Origin of the sequence: Bradyrhizobium betae (assembly GCF_008932115.1) — a bacterium.
Taxonomy (GTDB): Bacteria; Pseudomonadota; Alphaproteobacteria; order Rhizobiales; family Xanthobacteraceae; genus Bradyrhizobium; species Bradyrhizobium betae.
On sequence record NZ_CP044543.1, the window covers coordinates 2,640,257 to 2,657,259 of the forward strand.

Genomic DNA, 17,003 nt, shown 5'->3' on the forward strand with positions numbered 1-17,003 from the left:
AGGCGGATCGCGGACGCCGCTTGATTGCGCAAACGCGAGCCGGGTATGTGGGGCTAGGCATCGTCCGCGCGGGGAGATTTCAATGGCTCTTCTAAACGTGCCGCTCGATCAGATTGATGAAGCCCGGCTCTTGGCGTTAATCGCCGCAGGCGCCGCGGAAAGCCGCACGATCGACTACAAGCGGGATAGCTACGGCAACGCGCACGCCGATCTCTCGGAATGGCTTGCTGACATCTCGTCATTTGCGAACACCGCGGGCGGTGACTTGCTGCTCGGCATGGATGCGGCCAACGGCACCCCCTCGACCATCACGCCGCTCACGATGCCGATGGACCCGGAGATTTTGCGCTTAGAGCAGAGCGCGCGAGGCGGGCTCCAACCACGCATCACGAACCTCACTTTTCATCCGATCCCGATCGCAGTCGGCGGCAACGTCCTGTTGGTTCGTGTGCCGCGGAGCTTCAATTCGCCGCACAGGATCATCCGCCAAGGCAGCAATAGGTTCTGGGCGCGATCGGCGGCCGGCAAGTATGAGCCGGACGTCAATGAACTCCGCGCGCTGTTCAACAACGGCCCTCAACTCGCCGAGCGCATCCGGAATTTCCGGCTCGATCGCGTGGCAAAGATCGCCGCAGGCGAGGCACCGGTTAAGCTGATGGATGGCGGCATCGTCACGCTTCATGTTGTTCCGCTCTCAGCTTTCGATGTCGGCTTGGCGGCCGTTCCTATTCGCAAAGTCATGATAGATTACACCGCGTTTTTGCCCTATGGCTCGCGGTCATACACCAATTCGCGAATCACCTTCGAAGGCATTCTCCAGACATCGAACGCGGATCAGCAAGCCGCCCAACATCGCGCGTATCTACAGCTCTATCGCAACGGCATCGTTGAGACGCTGACTTCAACTCTCGCCGCGCGCAGCAGCGGCACGCCAATTATTTCGGGGCTCGACGACAATCTGATCAATGAAGTGCAACGCATTCTGCGCGATCTCGCGTTTTACAGCATTGAGCCGCCCTACGCGGTGTTCGTCAGTCTGCTTGAAGTGAAAGATATGAGAATCCACCTCGTACGTGATCCGCGAGATTCCAGCTGGTATGACAACCTCAGCAGCCCGCTCGACAGGGATCAGTATCACTTTGACGAAGTGATTTTCGAGACGGAGCCGGCGGATGCGGCAGAGTGCGCCAACGTGATCCGCCCGATCCTCGATCAGCTCGCTAATGCCGGCGGCACGCCCGGCTCTCCCGTGTTCGATGCGAGTGGTGTTTTCGTCCCGTTCCAGCGGCGCTGAGTACCGGCTAGAGCGGGAAATCTATTGCGGCTGTCGAACACGCATGACGGTGAGCCGGGCTTGCGCCAAATAAAGCTCGTCGGCCTCGCGCAATTTCGGTTCCATGTAGTCACGATAGCCCGGGTACTTCGAAGTGAGGTCGCGCCGAAGAGCCCCAGTGTACGCGCCGCACCTCGCGACGACCGTCGCCGCAGCAACATCCAAATCTGATGCCACTGGGGCCACGGTGATGGCTTCCCGATTGATGCAGTCTGCTGCCTGACGAGCGTTCGTTTCTGCCTCCTCACGAACCTCCGCTCGGGAGGCGCACGCTGCAAGCAACAATGAAAAGGCAAAGATGAGTGTTAATCGCATTGGCGCCTCACCCTAGCGAGTTAGGAGCAAAAATTTTTAATGATCTCCGGGCCGATATCGACGGGGGCTCCGCTGCCTGTGTCGACGTAAGCTTCCCTGTCTTTCACGAAATACACAAAGCGACGCGGTGCGGATTTCGTGTCTTGCCGCCTCTTGTAGTCGACGGTGCCACAAACGACTGTTGTCATGACACCTTTGTAGTCGATGACGTTCAACTTCTGCACGTTGGTAAACTTCGCCGCACTGGGATTTTGAATCTTCGCTAGAACGGCCTGCCTCGCCTTGTCGAAGGTGGGCTGATCGGCATCGCGCGTACCTCTAGCGTCTGGATTTTCGTTGGCAGCAACAACCATCGCCGACAGCTTTATCCAACCTGCGATCAGCTTCCCTCGGTCGGACTGCTCGACCTTCATCCGCTTGAGAGCTGTGTTTACTCGGGCGAGAACTCGTTCGATCTTCACGAGATCATCAGGCTCGCTGCCACCTCGCCGCTTGGCGTTGAACTCGGAAAAATCGCTAGCGATATAATCGATTGTAAAACAAAGCGCGACGCGATCCTGAGACGGGTTCGGCATCACGTCTTTCCAGCACTCTGCCAGTCGAGCAATCACACCGGGCATTCCCTGTGCTTTAAAGGCAGCATTAAACTCGCCAACGCCTCGTGTTACGCTCGCGTTGTTCTCCTGTGCGAAGCCGATGCCGGTGCAATAGGTCGCTAAGACAAGTGATAAGGTGCAGGTCTTCGCTAGGCGAGGGCCGATCATCGCGCCAGTTGCTTTTCATTTGCGATCGTAACGTTGATTCCCAGCCGCATGGCATCCTTGATCGTGAGCCACTGCACCTCAGAAGGCGAGGGATGGGTTATGTATCGGATTGCATCGGTAGAGAGGCCGAGCTGTCCCAGAAATGCGCCAACCAAAGCGTTGGCTTCGCCGCTCTCGACACTCTGAGTCCCACTTCTCCGGGAAGCTGCGTGGAATCCAATCTGCGATGCCGGCTCCATGTAGCGCCCGTCGCCTGCTAACCAGGCCAGCGCACACGCGGATGCGCACATGTCGCCGGGTCGAACGGCCGTCGAGTAGCCCCTAACCTTGATCTGCTCTGCTATCGCAAGACCGCTTGTCAGCTCACCACCCGGGCTATTGAGCTGCACGATCATCATGAGCACCGGGACCTGCTGAGCGAGCTGCTCAAATTTCTTCGCGTCGCCTTTTTCGATCGGACCCGTGATCTTCAAAACAGAAACTGGATTGCCCTTATCCAGATGCATTTCCGCAGCGGCGGCGCTTGTGCCGAACCCAACGGCAACGGCCGCAACTAGATATCGGAGAACAGCTCGCATCGCTCACTCCGTGCGCTTGACCGGGTCCAGCTCAAAAAGGGGCGACGTCCGGTGCGGAGGGCCTCCACCACGCGTTCACATTATCCGGCACGTCAACGACCTTTCATCACCCTGTTGAAGTCGATTTCATAGCCTGCGGCGTCCAGCTCCTTAGCGAGAGCCATCTTCCAAGCGCCAGCTTCATCCCATTTGACATAGACGGTGCCGACGTAGTCGGTCGGCATTTCGATGTCACCTTTCAGAAGTGCGCAGACTTTATCGCGTCCAAGGCGCCCGACGAAATAGCCCAGCTCTAGGATCACGTTCTGCCGAGCGCGTGGCCTCTCATTAGCTTCAGCTTTAGCGCGCCCCAGATCGTCCGGCGTTAGCAGGACAACAGCGAACCCAACATTTCCATGCTGGATCAGTTTCTCGGGAATGGTCATGCCCCGACTTGCTTGCTCGTGAAGGATTATCGCTTCGAGCCCTTGCTGCTCAACAAATCGCGCAAGGGTCTCCCGCGGAGCATCATCGTGACCATGAACAATAAAGACCTTGCTCTTATCCGCAGAGAAGCCTTCGGATTTCACGGTTGGAATTCTCTGTTGAACGTAAGCCTTGTAGTCCCGGGCGAAGGGGATGATGACCGATTTGGTAAGCTTACGAATTCCCGCGATCAGCTTGCTGCCATCGTAAAACCAGTGATGAGCAAAATCCATGAGCCATCTCGGATTTTCGGCAGCCCTCTCGATTAAGACGATGGTTAGACCCAGTTCCTGCTCCTTATCGTCAGGCCAAGACAGACTTTCACTGCCTAGCATACCATGGCCGCGCTGGGACTGCTCAACGAACTTGTCGAAATCGACGGCGCCCTTTAAGGCCTCGTTCAGCTCCCTCAGCTCCTTGGACTCTAAAGCCTTGCCGAGCTTTCTTACTGGCCTCTCATATGTGTTGTAGTCGGCTTGCTGCAAATCCAAGATAGCGTTGTTCAACTCTGCCAGCGCACCAGCGATCGTCATTGCTTGTCGCCTTCAAGACGCGCAGCTGCCGCGCGCTCTAGAATTTTACTGCGGCCCCATTCCTTGACTTGCTCGGCGACGTTAGCGGCCCAATCGTTCCGCTCATAGCGTGCTGCTTTCGCATCGATCGCGTTGTTCAATTCTTGAATCGCAGCCTCGATGCTGGAAGGGTCGCTCGGATCAAACGCGACGCGCGCTATCTCGCCGTTAAGCTCCTCCGTGAACTTCGCCAGTTCATCCATCTTTTTGGCTAGCTCGCCAAATCCAGTGACTTTTGCCACGTTCGCATCCCCAAAAGCGCGTCGTACAGGCTCGGCAACCCCGTCGATCTTGCGTCGATTCGGGCGAGGTAGTGCAGCACTATAGTTGCACGCACCACCTCCGAACACGGTTTATTGCACCGGCCTCACTCTTCGTTCTCGGCGACGAATTTATCTAGCCCGGCCGGAGTGATCGCGATGCGCCGGCCGATGCGAAGCACCTTCAGCTCACGGCGCTGGATCAGACGGCGGACTGTGAGAGGCGCGACACCGAGAAAGTCGGCGACGCCTTCAACGTTGAGACAGTTCTGGGGAAGTGGTTTTGGCACAAGGGTCTCCCTTGGAGACCTCGGCGGGGCTTAGAGAACCCACCATTGCCGGAGGTGTCGGAGGTGCCTATGCCGTCGCGGCGGGGCGGTGCCGCGCTGCCCGTCTAGGACGGGGCTATGCGACTGGGCTACTCCCGAGCCAAAAGGCCGTCAATGCGGTTTAGGAGCGATATTTCGAGACCACTCAGGAACGCGCCGGGGATATAAACGTGGAAACGAAAAATCCGAAATCGATCCAAATCCTATAAAAAAGGTATCTTGTGCGATCGAAAATGAACATGTAGTCCTCGCAAAGTCTGACAGACGCTAGATATTGTGTCGGCAATGCGCCGAATCACAATGATATATCAAAGACTTGCTAAAGTGTTCTTAATTTGTTCCGAGGCGTTACCAAAGTCTCAATAACAGCGCGACGCCGCGATGGCGTGGACCCGGCGGTCGCCAAGCAGATGAGCGACGAAGCCGTTCTTCGGAAAGATTTTTGCGAAGGCCGCATCGCGGATGCTGAGGCCGCCGGCATAAGCGCCGAAAGCCGGCATCACGGCGCGCATCCCGTCGGAAGCAAAGCAGCGCCGCTCCATCGACCGGCCGCGCGCGGAGACACGGGCTTTGGGGTGCAGATGGCCGGCGATCTCGCCATGCGCGCCGGTCGGCTCGTGGCGAAAGGTAATGGGACCGATCGCGACTTCGTCGGCGACGGTGCCGCCGAGATCGCGCGGTGGCTCGGGATCGTGATTGCCCGAGATCCAGATCCAGTCGCGGCCGGCCTGAAGCGCTGCCACGGCGTCGCGGTCGCCCGCCGACAAGCGTCCATGCGCGGTGCGATCGTGAAAGCTGTCACCGAGTGCGATGACCACGCGCGGATCATGGCGGGAAATGACTGCCGCGAGACGGCTGAGCGTCGCGATCGTATCGTAGGGCGGCAGCAGCACGCCGCGCTTGGCGAAGCTCGAACCCTTTTCCAGATGCAGGTCGGAGACGACGAGCAGGCGCTGCTCTTCCCAGAACAATGCGCCAGAGAGGTCGGCTGCGAACGTCACATCGCTGATGGTGACTTTCGAAACACGCATGTCCTCGACATCCCCTGAAACCAGCGCGCCTGCCGTCACGTCCCGCCTTCTCTTATCCCATCGCCTCTTTGACCAGCTCGTCGGCGGCTTCCGCCAGCAGCTCGTCTGCAGCTTCGCCATAGACTGACTCGCGGCCGATTTCCAGCATCACGGGGACGGCGAGCGGGGAGACGCGATCGAGTTCCCGGTGGGTGATACGGCCCTGGATGCGGGTGAGCATGTCGCTCAGACGGCGCAGATCGAGCAGGCCTGTGGCCGCATCGGCGCGCGCGGCACGGAGCAGCACGTGATCAGCCTGGTGCTTGCGCAGGACGTCGTAGACGAGATCGGTCGAGAACAGCACCTGGCGGCGGCTTTTCTCTTCGCCGGTGTGGCGGCGGGCAATCAGGCCGGAGATGATCGCGCAATTGCGGAACGTCCGCTTCATCAGCGCGGACTCGGCGAGCCATGCCTCGAGGTCGTCGCCGAGCATGTCAGGGTCGAACAGCGCGTTGAGGTCGAGCTTGCCGTTTCGGATCATGAATGACATGTCGCCGAGCGCCCAGATCGCCACCGCATATTCGTTGGCGACGAAGCCGAGCGGCCGGGCGCGGGCCCGCTCCAGCCGGCGCGTCAAGAGCATGCCGAGTGTCTGGTGCGCGAGGCGTCCCTCGAAGGGGTAGAAGACGATGTAATGCTTGTCCGCGCGCGGAAAGCTTTCGACCAGCAGTTCGCGCACCGCCGGCACGCGCGACACATCCTTCTGCAGCGACAGCCAGTCGCGCACCTGCTCCGGCAAGCCGTTCCACGCACGGCTGTCATCCAGCAGCCGGCGCACCCGCTCGGCGAGATAGGTCGAGAGCGGGAACTTGCCGCCCATATAGGACGGCACCTTCGGGTCCTTGTCATGCGCGCGCGAGACGTAGACCTGATCCTCGACCAGAGTTTCGTAGCGCACGACCTCGCCGCTGAACACGAAGGTGTCGCCCGGGCTCAAGCCCTCGATGAAGGCCTCCTCGATCTCGCCGAGCAACCTGCCGCCGCGCGCGATCAACCCTGTCGAGCCGCCTGCCTTTCCCTGACCGCCGCCGCGCGAACGCACCAGCCGCACTTTCAGCATGTCGTCCTCGACGATGGTGCCGACATTCATGCGGTAGCTCTGCCGTACCTTCGGATTGGCGACGCGCCAGCGGCCCTGCTTGTCCTGCTTGATGCGGGCGAAGCGCTCATAGGTTTTCAGCGCGTAGCCGCCGGAGGCGACGAAATCGACGACATCGTCGAAATCCTGGCGCGTCAGATCCGCGTAGGGCGCTGCGGTGCGCACCTCGTTGTAGAGTTCGTCCGCGAGAAAAGGCTCGCCGCAAGCGCAGCCGAGGACGTGCTGGGCCAGCACGTCCAAGGCGCCAGTGCGCAGTGGCGGCGTGTCCTGCGCGTTCTCGGCGATGGCGTCGATGGCAACGCGGCACTCCAGCACCTCGAAACGGTTCGCCGGCACCAGCACCGCGCGAGAGGCTTCGTCGAGACGGTGGTTGGCACGGCCGATCCGCTGCATCAGGCGCGAGGAGCCCTTGGGGGCACCGATATTGACGACCAGATCGACATCACCCCAGTCGACGCCGAGGTCGAGCGAGGAGGTACAGACCACGCCGCGCAGTCTGCCGGCCGACATCGCGTCTTCGACCTTGCGTCGCTGGGCGACGTCGAGCGAACCGTGATGCAGCGCGATGGCAAGGTTGTCGTCGTTCATGCTCCAGAGATTCTGGAACAGCATCTCGGCCTGGCTGCGGGTGTTGACGAAGACCAGCGTGGTCTTGTTCTGCTTGATCAGCTGGTAAATTTCGGGGAGCGCATGGCGCGCACTGTGGCCGGCCCAGGGCAGCCGCTCGCGGGTGTCGAGCATCTCGACCAGTGGCGGCGCGGCGCCGCCGGCGATGACGATATCGGCCGATTCCGCCTTGTCCTTCGGTTGCGGCACCAGGAAGCGCGCCAGCGATTCCGGCTCGGCCACAGTCGCCGACAGACCGATCGCGCGCATCTGCGGCGCAAGCCGCCACAGCCGCGCCAGCCCGAGCGACAGCAGATCGCCGCGCTTGGAGGTCACCAGCGCGTGCAGCTCGTCGAGCACGATGCGCTTGAGCGAGGAGAACAGGAACGGCGCGTCGTCGGAAGAGAGCAAGAGTGCGAGCTGCTCGGGCGTCGTCAGCAGGACATCCGGCGGATAGCGCCGTTGGCGCTGGCGTCGCGACGTCGGTGTATCGCCGGTACGGGTCTCGACCTTGATCGGCAATCCCATCTCAGCGATAGGACGTTCGAGGTTGCGCGCGATGTCGACGGCGAGGGCTTTCAGCGGCGAAATATAGAGAGTGTGCAGACCGCCGCTGCGTTGAACGCCGCTGCCGGTTGAGACGACGGATCTGGCCGGAACCGCCGGCACCGCCGGCACCGAACTCAGCTCCACCAGCGTCGGCAAAAATCCCGCCAGCGTCTTGCCGGCGCCGGTCGGCGCGATCAGCAGCGCGCTAGCGTCTTCGCGCGCCTTCTCCAGCAGCGCCAATTGATGCGTGCGCGGCGACCAGCCGCGGGCCGCGAACCACGCGTTGAAGCGGTCGGGCAGCAGCGCGGCCGGCTCGGCCGGGATTTTGAGGATACGGGGCGGCACGGCACCACAGGTAAGCCGTGGGGCTGGGTTCGTCGAGGGGGCTTACTTCGCCTCGCCCCGCTTGCGGGGAGAGGCCGGCGCGAGGCAACGGGTGAGGGGGAGCCTCCGCGAGTCCAATTGTCGCCGTCCCCGCGGAGGCTCCCCCTCACCCCAACCCTCTCCCCGCAAGCGGGGAGAGGGAGAACATCACTCCGACATCGGCTTGTCGGAAATGTCCCAGTCCTTGCCGGTGAAGGTGGAGATGAAGAGGGTCTTCATCGGCGTGTAGTCGTCGGGCGTGTAGCTGTAATTCACGCCGTCGAGGAAGTAGGGCGAGTGGAAGCCGTTGAGGTTCGACGCCTGCTTCAGCACGTTGGCGCGGGTGAGATCGTCGCCGCAGCGGCGCAGGATCTCGCCCATGGTCACGGCCTGGCCGTAGCCGGCGAACGCGATCGTGTTGTCCTGATCGATCGCCGGCGTGTACTTCTTGCGCAGTTCCTCGAACGCCATCACGTCGGGGTCCTTCTCCCATTTGGGCAGGCCGACTTCCTTGTTGTAGCGGATGGCGACGATGCCGGTGGCATTCTCGAGGCCGGCGGCGTTGAGGATCGAGCGCCCGGTGGAGCCGGCCGACAGGAGCTGCAGCGGCTTCCAGCCGAGCTCGACGACCTTGCGGATCGACTGCGACGTCGCCTTGCCGGTGGTGATGTTGTAGAAGACGTCGGCGCCCGACTTCGAGAGGTTGATCAGCTGGGAATCGACCGTCGGCTCGGTGAGATCATAGGTCTGCTCCATGATCACCTTCGCGGTGCCGCCGGCGTCTTCCAAAACCTTCTTGAAGGGACCGAGGAAGTCGCGGCCGAAATCGTCGTTCTGGTAGAGGATGCCGATCTTGGCGTTTGGCTTCACGGCGACGACGTGGCGCGCCAGGATACGCGCCTCGGTCGGATAGAGCGGCAGGCCCGCCATCGTCCATTTGAACTCTTTCGGGTTGTTCCATTTCGATGCGCCGGTGTTGAGCAGCAGCTGCGGCACGCCCTTGGAGTTCAGGTATTTGTGCACGGAGGTCTGCGGCGCGGTGCCGAGCGAGCCGTACAGCGCGAGCACCTCTTCCTGCTCGACCAGACGCCGTGTCGCCTCGACGCATTTTGGCGCGCTGTAGGCGTCGTCCATGGTGAGGAATTTGACCTTGCGTCCGTTGATGCCGCCCTTCTCGTTCAGCATCTGGAAATAGGCCTCACCGATGCGGCCGAGCACGCCGTAGAGCGAGCCGGGACCGGAATGCGGCACGGTCTGCCCGATCTTGATCTCGGTGTCGCTGGCACCCGCATCGTATTTCTTCTCGGCGGCCCAGACGTAAGGCGCGGGCAAGGTGGATGCAGCGATAGTTGCGATTGCGCCGGCGCTGAAATCGCGCCGCGATGGATTCTTGATCATTTATTTGTTTCTCCCTAGTGCGCGCATTGTGCTGGCATCGCAGCTCCGCTCGCAAGTGGGAAGTCGTCGCTTTGCGACGCAATGACGCTGAGATTGCAGAGTCTTTAGCGCCTAGACTCAAGTTTTTTCAGCGACGACAACGAGACCGCTGACCGGCTCGTTGTTCTCGGTGCGCGGCGAGGCAGGCTCCAGTGTCAACAGTTTGAGGCCGACCATCGCAATCGCAGCGCGTGCATATTCCGCCGAATGGGCATAGCGCAGGCCCTCGCCAAGAACGATGCCGCTGCCATCATGCGTCTCCAGCGTGAAGGCGAGCACGCCGCCGGACGCGAGCACACGCGCTGCTTCGCTCAGCACCGGCGCCAGATCGGAGAGATAGACGAAGGCATCCGCGGCGACGACGAGGTTCGCGCATCCATCGTCCTTGCCGCGCAGGCCTTCGATCATGTCGGCGACTTCGAGCTCGGCATAGAGACCGGTGGCGCGTGCCTGCTTGATCATGCCGGGCGACAGATCGATGCCGACGAAATGATCGACCTGCTTGGCGAAGGCGGCGGCCGCGAGCCCCGTGCCGCAACCGAGATCGATGGCGCGCTTGAACAAGGCGGGCTTCTTCGCAGCGACGCGGGCGGCCACCACCGCCTTGAAGATCAGGGACGGCGCGCGATAGTCGAGATCGTTGACCAGGACATGCTCGAAGCGCGGCGCATATTGATCGAACAGGGCCTGCACATAGGCCTTTGGCATCTCGGACAATTGCTCGTCGCCGAGCCGTATCAGATGCAAATGGGCGCCATGCTTGTCGTCGGGATCGGACTCGCGCGATTTTCGAAACGCCGCGATCGCCTTGTCACGCTCGCCAAGCTGCGCGCGGATTTCGCCGAGCGTGAACCAGGCCGAGGTAAAATTCGGCGCGAGCTCGATGGCCTGCTCGATGAGGTCGGCGGCGGCGGGCAGATCGCCCTTGAGCTGGAGGTCGCGCGCGAACTCGAAACGACGGTCGGCCATGAGATCGCCGGAGGAGTGGAACAGGCGCAGGGGCATTGGGAACCAGGAAGCGAAGCGGGTGATGACTCGAAGATGCGGGGTCGCAACCTATATATCAGGCATGCGTCCGCAAGACATCCTGTTGCCAGCTGCTGCCGGCCTGTGCTGCAAGCCCGGCGGTTTCCATATCGACCCCGTCCGACCGGTGGAGCGGGCCGTGATCACCCACGGCCATTCCGACCATGCCCGCGCCGGCCATGGCGCGGTGCTGGCGACGCAGGAAACGCTGGACATGATGCGGTTGCGCTATGGCGAGAATTTTGCCGGATCGACGCAAGTCATCCGCTATGGCGAGGAGATCCGGCTCGGCGATACCAGGGTGAAATTTCATCCAGCCGGTCATGTGCTGGGCTCGGCGCAGATCGCGGTGACCTGCAAGGACACCTGCATCGTCGCCTCCGGCGACTACAAGGACGCACCAGATCCGACCTGCACGCCGTTCGAGCTGGTGCCCTGCGACGTCTTCATCACCGAGGCGACTTTTGGGCTGCCGGTGTTCCGGCACGGCGATGCCGCCGACGAGGTCGAGAAGCTGCTCGCCTCCGTCGCGCTGTTTCCCGAACGCGCGCATCTGGTCGGCGCATATTCGCTCGGCAAGGCACAGCGCGTGATCAAGCTGCTGCGGCAGGCCGGTTATGACGCGCCGATCTATCTGCATGGCGCGATGGAGAAGATCACGCACTACTACCAGAGCCGGGGAATCGATCTCGGCGAGCTCAGGCCAGTGGCCGGAGTGAAGAAGGCGGCGCTTGCCGGCACCATCACGCTGGCGCCGCCTTCGGCGACATCGGATGTCTGGACGCGGCGCTTTCCCGATCCCGTCACCGCCTTTGCCTCCGGATGGATGCGGGTGCGCGCCCGCGCGCGGCAGCGCGGCATCGAGCTGCCGCTGGTGATCTCCGATCATGCCGACTGGGACGGCCTCACCGCCACCATCGCCGCGACCGGCGCCGGCGAGATCTGGGTCACCCACGGCCAGGAGGATGCGCTGGTGCATTGGTGTCGGTCGCAAGGCTTGCGGGCACAGCCGCTCGATCTCGTCGGCTATGGCGACGAAGAGGAAAGCGAGACGCCGCTTGCCGACGAGGCCGACGCATGAACCGCTTCGCCGAACTGCTCGACCGCCTCGCCTACGAGCCCGGCCGCAACAACAAGCTGCGGCTGATCACCGGCTATTTCCGCGAGGTCGGCGATCCCGACCGCGGCTACGCGCTGGCAGCGCTCACAGGCGCGCTCAGCTTCAAGCACGCCAAGCCGGCGCTGATCCGCGACCTGATCGCATCGCGCACCGACCCGGTGCTGTTCGGACTGAGTTACGATTATGTCGGCGATCTCTCGGAGACGGTGGCGCTGATGTGGCCGAAGGCGGTGGGCGTCCACAACAACCCGCCGCCCCCCACTCTCACTGAGGTCGTCACCACGCTGCGCACCCTCGGCAAGACCGAGCTGCCGAAGCAGATCGAACGCTGGCTCGACGAACTCGATGAAACCGGCCGCTGGGCTTTGCTGAAACTCGTCACGGGGAGCTTGCGCATCGGCATCTCCGCGCGGCTGGCGAAGACTGCGGCCGCGGCGCTCGGCGACAAGGATCCACACGAGGTCGAGCTGATCTGGCCGGGGCTCAGCGCTCCCTATCTCGACCTGTTCGCCTGGCTGGAGGGCCGCGGCGAAAAGCCCGTCAATCGCGATCCCGCACCATTCCGCCCCGTGATGCTGGCGCATGCGATCGAGGATGCTGACTTCCAGAACCTCGATCCCGCCGACTACATCGCCGAATGGAAATGGGACGGCATCCGCGTGCAGGCGGTGGCTGGCCGCGACGAGCGCGGGCAGATCACGGCGCGGCTCTATTCGCGCACCGGCGAGGACATCACGGGCAGCTTTCCGGACCTCGTGCCGTCGCTGCGCCTGCCCGGTGCGATCGATGGTGAACTGCTGATCCTGCGCGAAGGCCGCGTGCAGAGTTTCAACGTCCTGCAGCAGCGGCTCAACCGCAAGCTCGTCTCGCCGAAGCTGATCAAGGAGTTTCCGATTCACCTGCGCGCCTACGATCTGCTCGGCGACGACGAGAACGATCTGCGCGAGCTGTCTTTCGCGGAGCGGCGCGAACGGCTGGAGACATTCATCGGGAAGCTCGGGGATCCCCGCATCGATCTGTCGCCCACCGTGCCCTTCGCGAGTTGGGACGCGCTCACCGCCGCACGCGCCGATCCCGCGAGCGCGGGCGCCGGTGAGGATGCTGAGGCCGTCGAAGGCGTGATGCTGAAACGGCGTGATGCGCCGTACCTGCCCGGGCGACCGAAGGGGCAGTGGTGGAAGTGGAAGCGCGATCCACACATCATCGATGCCGTGCTGATGTATGCGCAGCGCGGCCACGGCAAGCGCTCGTCCTACTACTCCGACTACACATTCGGCGTCTGGACGGAGGGCGATGGCGGCGACGAACTGGTGCCGGTTGGCAAGGCCTATTTCGGCTTCACCGACGAGGAGCTGTTGCAGATCGACCGCTTCGTCCGCCGCAACACCACCGAAAAGTTCGGCCCCGTCCGCCATGTCGTGCATGAGGGCGACAAGGGGCTGGTGCTGGAGGTCGCCTTCGAGGGCCTGCAGCGGTCGCCGCGGCACAAATCCGGCGTCGCCATGCGCTTTCCCCGCATCAGCCGCCTGCGCTGGGACAAGCCGCCGCGCGAGGCGGACCGGCTGGAAACGCTGGAAAAAATGCTGAAGACGGACGAATCCCTGCCAACAATTAAGGTTGCGGCATCCGCCGACAGCCATTGACGAGGGAATACCGGTTCCCCATGTGCCCCGCCGTGACCTATAATGGGGCCAGATCCCCGCGAGGAGTTTTTTGAGATGGTCCAAGACGTCAGAGATTTGCCGGCCGGCCGCAGCGATGGGCTGAACCGCTTTCTCGGCGGCTCGCCGCTGGCGGTCGCGTTTCGCCTGGTCCTGCTCTCGATCCTGGTCGGCGTCGTGCTCGCGGCGATCGGCTTCGATCCCTGGAACATCCTTTACAGCATCCGCCTGCTGTTCCAGCGCCTGTGGGATCTCGGCTTCGACACGGTGAACTGGCTGTGGCGCTACTTCCTGCTCGGCGCCGTCATCGTGATCCCGGTCTGGCTGCTGATGCGCGTGTTCGGCGCACCGCGCAGCCGGTAAGCCGATCGGGCGATGGGTCGGTCAACGCACTGATGCACGCGCCCGTTCATCCCAGGGTCGGCTCACGCCAGGTCTTCGCCATTGCCGGTCCCGCGATGGTCGCGAACCTGACCACGCCGCTCATCGGCGTGGTCTCGACCACCGCGATCGGACGCCTCGACGATGCCGCGCTACTGGGCGGCGTGGCGATGGCGTCGGTGATCTTCGATTGCCTGTTCTGGTTGTTCGGCTTCCTGCGCATGAGCACGCTGGCCTTCACCGCGCAGGCGCTGGGTTCCGGCGAGACCCGCGAGCTGACCGCGATCCTGATGCGCGGCTTCATCGTCGCCGGCCTGATCGGCGCCACGTTGATCGCGTTGCAATTGCCGCTCGCCGCCGCGCTGTTCGACCTGATGGGCGGCAGCGAAGGCGTCACGCGCGCCGCCAAGTCCTATTTCATGATCCGGATCTGGTCGGCGCCGCTCGCCCTCGCCAACTACGTCATCCTGGGCTGGCTGGTCGGCCAGGCCCGCGCCAATCCGGCGCTGTTGCTCCAGGTCGCCATCAACCTCGTCAACATGGTAGCGACGGTTCTGCTGGTGCTGGTCTACGACACCGGCATCGCGGGCGCGGCGGTCGCCGCGCTGCTGTCGGAGACGATCGGATTCGTGCTCGGCGTGATCGTGTGCCGGCGCTTTGCGGATGGCGGCCTTGCCGTTCCTCGCGCGACGCTATTCGACCGGGACAAGTTGATGCGGCTGCTGTCGGTGAACTCCGACATCTTGATCCGCACCGCGGCACTGATCGCCGTGTTCCTGTTCTTCACCGCCAAGGGAGCCCGCGCCGGCGACGTTACGCTGGCCGCAAACTCCGTGCTCAACAATTTCCTGCTGGTCAGCGCCTTCTTCCTCGACGGCCTTGCCAACGCAGCCCAGCAGCTTTGCGGCCGAACTTTTGGCGCGCGCGATGCCAGGGGCTTTGCGGACTCGACCCGGCTGGTGCTGCTGTGGGGGCTCGGCTTCGCGCTGGTCGTGTCGGTCCTGTTCGCCCTGTTCGGACCGGCCTTGATCGATTTCATGACGGCGAGCGAAGCCGTCCGGCGAGCTGCGCGCGAGTTCCTGCCGTTCGTCGTATTCGCGCCCCTGCCCGGCGTTTTCGCGTTCGGCTTCGATGGCATCTATATCGGCGCGACCTGGGCGCGCGAGATGCGCAATCTGATGCTGGCCGCGCTCGCAATCTTCCTGGCCACCTGGTGGGCGCTGCAATCGTTCGGCAATACCGGGCTGTGGTGGGCGTTGATCGCGTCCTACGTCGCGCGCGGCGGCTTGCAGGCGGCCCGCTATCCGGCGCAGTTCAGGGCAACGTTTCGTTCTTCCCCTTCTCCCCGCTTGCGGGGAGAAGGTCGGGATGAGGGGGAGTCTCCACAGGGACGGTGAGAGTTGGACTCGTGGAGAGTACCCCTCACCCGGAATCCGCGCTGCGCGCGCATTCCGGCCTCTCCCCGCACGCGGGGAGAGGCGAAGAAAAGCGCCTCACATCCCCGGCCAGTCTTCCGCCGTCAACGTCGCTGCATCGGCACCGACGATCTCGGAGAGCGAATCCCGGCCCGTGCGCAACATCGTCGATGTCAGGTCGCGCTTGATCTCGTCGACGAGACCGAGGCCCTTGTAGACCAGCGACGAATAGAGCTGGATCAGGCTCGCGCCCGCACGGATTTTCGTCAACGCGGCGCCCCCGGAATCGACGCCGCCGACGCCGATCAGGGGGAATGCGCCTTCGACGCGCACATAGGTCTCCGCGACCATGCGCGTCGACAGGCGGAACAGCGGCCGGCCGGACAGGCCGCCCTGTTCCTTGGCGCGCGTCTCCTCGCGCAGCGTGCTCGGCCGCGCGATCGTGGTGTTGGACACGATCATGCCATCGACCCGGCGCGAGCGCGCGACCTGCACGACGTCGTCGAGCTGGGCGAGGCTTAAGTCCGGCGCGATCTTGAGCAGCACCGGCGTGTCGCCAGCCTTCTGGCGCACCCGCTCGCGGGCGTCGATGACGCGCCCGAGGAGATCGTCGAGCAACGCGCCTTCCTGCAGATTGCGCAGGCCCGGCGTGTTCGGCGAGGAGACGTTGACGGTGAAGTAGCTCGCCACCGGCGCAAAGGTCTCGATCAGCTTGACGTAGTCGGCGACACGATCTGCTGAATCCTTGTTGGCACCGACATTGACGCCGACGATGCCGCCGTGCTGCGCGCGCGCGGCGAGCCGGCGCAGCACCGCTTCGGCGCCGTCATTGTTGAAGCCCATACGGTTGATTACCGCCTCGTCGCGCTCGAGGCGAAACAGCCGCGGCCGCGGATTGCCGGCCTGCGGCTTCGGCGTCACCGAGCCGATCTCGACGAAGCCGAAGCCGAGCCGCAGCAGCGCGTCCGGCACCTCCGCGTTCTTGTCGAAACCTGCGGCCATGCCGATTGGATTGGGGAAGTTGAGCCCGAAGGCGCGCACCGCGAGCTTGGGATCGTCGGCGCGCGGCTTGCCCGGCGGCAGAAAGCGCAGGCCCTGGATCGCCAGGCGATGCGCATCCTCCGGATCGAGCCAGCGCAGCACCGGGAGCGAAAAAGCGTCGAAGGCGCGGATCACGGCAGAAGCTCCGGGATGTCGTGGCCGCCATCGGAGCGCATGTTGAGGTTCATCACCGAGAGCACCGCACCTAAATCGAGCTCGCCATAGAGATGCGGAAACAGCTCCTCATTGCGCGAGCGCTCCCAACGCAATGCGCCGCCGAGCGCATCGCCGTCGACCTCGACCAGAAACAGCGCCCGCTGGCCGAAGTAATGCTTGCGCAGGGTCTCGGGAACCTGAGCAGCGGTCGAGAAGTGGATGAAACCGTCGCGCGAATCGTCCTCGCTGCCCCGGTAAACACCCTGCCGTTCCGCCTCGCGCCAGGCCGAGGCCGGACAGATTTTGTAGATCTTGACCACCGCTTGCGGAGCCCTTTGAATTTCCCGGGTTTTTTCGTCTCTTGCGGGTCTTTAAACCCGGGCGCGACCGTAAAGGCGGCTCCCCCTGAACTCAAGAGTTAGAGCCGCCCCTTGCACGGAAAGCGGAAAACCGGTTGATTTGA

17 protein-coding genes are annotated in these 17,003 nt (G+C 63.1%); 5 read left to right on the forward strand and 12 right to left on the reverse strand.

Translation table 11 applies throughout. The annotated features are described in order from the left end of the window. Nucleotides 1-82: 82 nt before the first annotated feature. Nucleotides 83-1,294: an AlbA family DNA-binding domain-containing protein gene (locus tag F8237_RS12675; RefSeq protein WP_151645105.1), complete on the forward strand. Its 1,212-nt coding sequence runs from the start codon at nt 83-85 to the stop codon at nt 1,292-1,294. 21 nt (nt 1,295-1,315) lie between these two features. On the opposite strand, the gene F8237_RS12680 is transcribed toward F8237_RS12675, so the two are convergent. The 10 genes from F8237_RS12680 to F8237_RS12725 all read right to left on the reverse strand — a co-directional run bounded on the left by F8237_RS12680 (nt 1,316) and on the right by F8237_RS12725 (nt 10,745). Further along, complete coding sequence (locus F8237_RS12680; RefSeq protein WP_151645107.1) at nt 1,316-1,648, reverse strand: hypothetical protein; 333 nt, start codon at nt 1,646-1,648, stop codon at nt 1,316-1,318. Nucleotides 1,649-1,668: 20 nt separating this feature from the next. Further along, on the reverse strand, nt 1,669-2,412 hold the full coding sequence (locus F8237_RS12685) for a hypothetical protein (protein ID WP_151645109.1): 744 nt from the start codon (nt 2,410-2,412) through the stop codon (nt 1,669-1,671). Next, nucleotides 2,409-2,990: a COG3904 family protein gene (locus tag F8237_RS12690; protein WP_151645110.1), complete on the reverse strand. Its 582-nt coding sequence runs from the start codon at nt 2,988-2,990 to the stop codon at nt 2,409-2,411. Before F8237_RS12690 ends, F8237_RS12685 begins: the two co-directional genes overlap by 4 nt. 92 nt (nt 2,991-3,082) lie before the next feature. Further along, on the reverse strand, nt 3,083-3,988 hold the full coding sequence (locus F8237_RS12695; protein ID WP_151645112.1) for a TIR domain-containing protein: 906 nt from the start codon (nt 3,986-3,988) through the stop codon (nt 3,083-3,085). Beyond that, nucleotides 3,985-4,269 carry a hypothetical protein gene (locus tag F8237_RS12700; RefSeq protein WP_151645114.1) on the reverse strand — a complete coding sequence of 95 codons (285 nt, stop codon included), beginning with the start codon at nt 4,267-4,269 and terminating at the stop codon, nt 3,985-3,987. The genes F8237_RS12695 and F8237_RS12700 overlap by 4 nt, the downstream gene beginning before the upstream one ends. A 125-nt stretch (nt 4,270-4,394) precedes the next feature. Next, the gene (locus F8237_RS12705; protein ID WP_151645116.1) at nt 4,395-4,577 is read right to left on the reverse strand and encodes a helix-turn-helix domain-containing protein; all 183 of its coding nucleotides are present in this window, start codon (nt 4,575-4,577) and stop codon (nt 4,395-4,397) included. Between the two features lie 398 nt (nt 4,578-4,975). Next, on the reverse strand, nt 4,976-5,647 hold the full coding sequence (pdeM, locus tag F8237_RS12710; protein ID WP_167527474.1) for a ligase-associated DNA damage response endonuclease PdeM: 672 nt from the start codon (nt 5,645-5,647) through the stop codon (nt 4,976-4,978). 52 nt (nt 5,648-5,699) lie between these two features. Continuing rightward, nucleotides 5,700-8,285, reverse strand: a complete 2,586-nt coding sequence (locus F8237_RS12715; protein ID WP_151645120.1) for a ligase-associated DNA damage response DEXH box helicase — start codon at nt 8,283-8,285, stop codon at nt 5,700-5,702. Between the two features lie 186 nt (nt 8,286-8,471). Next, the gene (locus F8237_RS12720; RefSeq protein WP_151645122.1) at nt 8,472-9,701 is read right to left on the reverse strand and encodes an ABC transporter substrate-binding protein; all 1,230 of its coding nucleotides are present in this window, start codon (nt 9,699-9,701) and stop codon (nt 8,472-8,474) included. A 117-nt stretch (nt 9,702-9,818) separates the two neighbouring features. Further along, nucleotides 9,819-10,745, reverse strand: a complete 927-nt coding sequence (locus tag F8237_RS12725) for a class I SAM-dependent DNA methyltransferase (protein ID WP_151645124.1) — start codon at nt 10,743-10,745, stop codon at nt 9,819-9,821. Nucleotides 10,746-10,809: 64 nt separating this feature from the next. On the opposite strand from F8237_RS12725, the gene F8237_RS12730 reads away from it, so the two are divergent. From F8237_RS12730 to F8237_RS12745, 4 genes are all read left to right on the forward strand, one after another. Continuing rightward, complete coding sequence (locus F8237_RS12730; protein WP_151645126.1) at nt 10,810-11,847, forward strand: ligase-associated DNA damage response exonuclease; 1,038 nt, start codon at nt 10,810-10,812, stop codon at nt 11,845-11,847. Beyond that, nucleotides 11,844-13,529 carry a cisplatin damage response ATP-dependent DNA ligase gene (locus tag F8237_RS12735; RefSeq protein WP_151645128.1) on the forward strand — a complete coding sequence of 562 codons (1,686 nt, stop codon included), beginning with the start codon at nt 11,844-11,846 and terminating at the stop codon, nt 13,527-13,529. Before F8237_RS12730 ends, F8237_RS12735 begins: the two co-directional genes overlap by 4 nt. Before the next feature lie 75 nt (nt 13,530-13,604). Further along, nucleotides 13,605-13,910: a DUF6460 domain-containing protein gene (locus tag F8237_RS12740; RefSeq protein WP_151645130.1), complete on the forward strand. Its 306-nt coding sequence runs from the start codon at nt 13,605-13,607 to the stop codon at nt 13,908-13,910. 32 nt (nt 13,911-13,942) lie between these two features. Then, nucleotides 13,943-15,325 carry an MATE family efflux transporter gene (locus F8237_RS12745; protein ID WP_151645131.1) on the forward strand — a complete coding sequence of 461 codons (1,383 nt, stop codon included), beginning with the start codon at nt 13,943-13,945 and terminating at the stop codon, nt 15,323-15,325. 96 nt (nt 15,326-15,421) lie between these two features. On the opposite strand, the gene F8237_RS12750 is transcribed toward F8237_RS12745, so the two are convergent. Continuing rightward, on the reverse strand, nt 15,422-16,519 hold the full coding sequence (locus F8237_RS12750; protein ID WP_151645133.1) for a quinone-dependent dihydroorotate dehydrogenase: 1,098 nt from the start codon (nt 16,517-16,519) through the stop codon (nt 15,422-15,424). Continuing rightward, a complete protein-coding gene (locus F8237_RS12755) occupies nt 16,516-16,860 on the reverse strand; it encodes a DUF952 domain-containing protein (RefSeq protein ID WP_151645135.1) in 345 nt (114 codons plus the stop codon). The genes F8237_RS12750 and F8237_RS12755 overlap by 4 nt, the downstream gene beginning before the upstream one ends. Between the last annotated feature and the right edge of the window lie 143 nt (nt 16,861-17,003).

What these genes read in the sequence shown, in the direction of transcription:
- F8237_RS12675 (WP_151645105.1), top strand. Translation starts at nt 83, where the DNA reads ATGGCTCTTCTAAACGTGCCGCTCGATCAGATTGATGAAGCCCGGCTC.
- F8237_RS12680 (WP_151645107.1), bottom strand. Translation starts at nt 1,648, where the DNA reads ATGCGATTAACACTCATCTTTGCCTTTTCATTGTTGCTTGCAGCGTGC.
- F8237_RS12685 (WP_151645109.1), bottom strand. Translation starts at nt 2,412, where the DNA reads ATGATCGGCCCTCGCCTAGCGAAGACCTGCACCTTATCACTTGTCTTA.
- F8237_RS12690 (WP_151645110.1), bottom strand. Translation starts at nt 2,990, where the DNA reads ATGCGAGCTGTTCTCCGATATCTAGTTGCGGCCGTTGCCGTTGGGTTC.
- F8237_RS12695 (WP_151645112.1), bottom strand. Translation starts at nt 3,988, where the DNA reads ATGACGATCGCTGGTGCGCTGGCAGAGTTGAACAACGCTATCTTGGAT.
- pdeM (WP_167527474.1), bottom strand. Translation starts at nt 5,647, where the DNA reads ATGCGTGTTTCGAAAGTCACCATCAGCGATGTGACGTTCGCAGCCGAC.
- F8237_RS12720 (WP_151645122.1), bottom strand. Translation starts at nt 9,701, where the DNA reads ATGATCAAGAATCCATCGCGGCGCGATTTCAGCGCCGGCGCAATCGCA.
- F8237_RS12725 (WP_151645124.1), bottom strand. Translation starts at nt 10,745, where the DNA reads ATGCCCCTGCGCCTGTTCCACTCCTCCGGCGATCTCATGGCCGACCGT.
- F8237_RS12730 (WP_151645126.1), top strand. Translation starts at nt 10,810, where the DNA reads ATGCGTCCGCAAGACATCCTGTTGCCAGCTGCTGCCGGCCTGTGCTGC.
- F8237_RS12735 (WP_151645128.1), top strand. Translation starts at nt 11,844, where the DNA reads ATGAACCGCTTCGCCGAACTGCTCGACCGCCTCGCCTACGAGCCCGGC.
- F8237_RS12740 (WP_151645130.1), top strand. Translation starts at nt 13,605, where the DNA reads ATGGTCCAAGACGTCAGAGATTTGCCGGCCGGCCGCAGCGATGGGCTG.
- F8237_RS12745 (WP_151645131.1), top strand. Translation starts at nt 13,943, where the DNA reads ATGCACGCGCCCGTTCATCCCAGGGTCGGCTCACGCCAGGTCTTCGCC.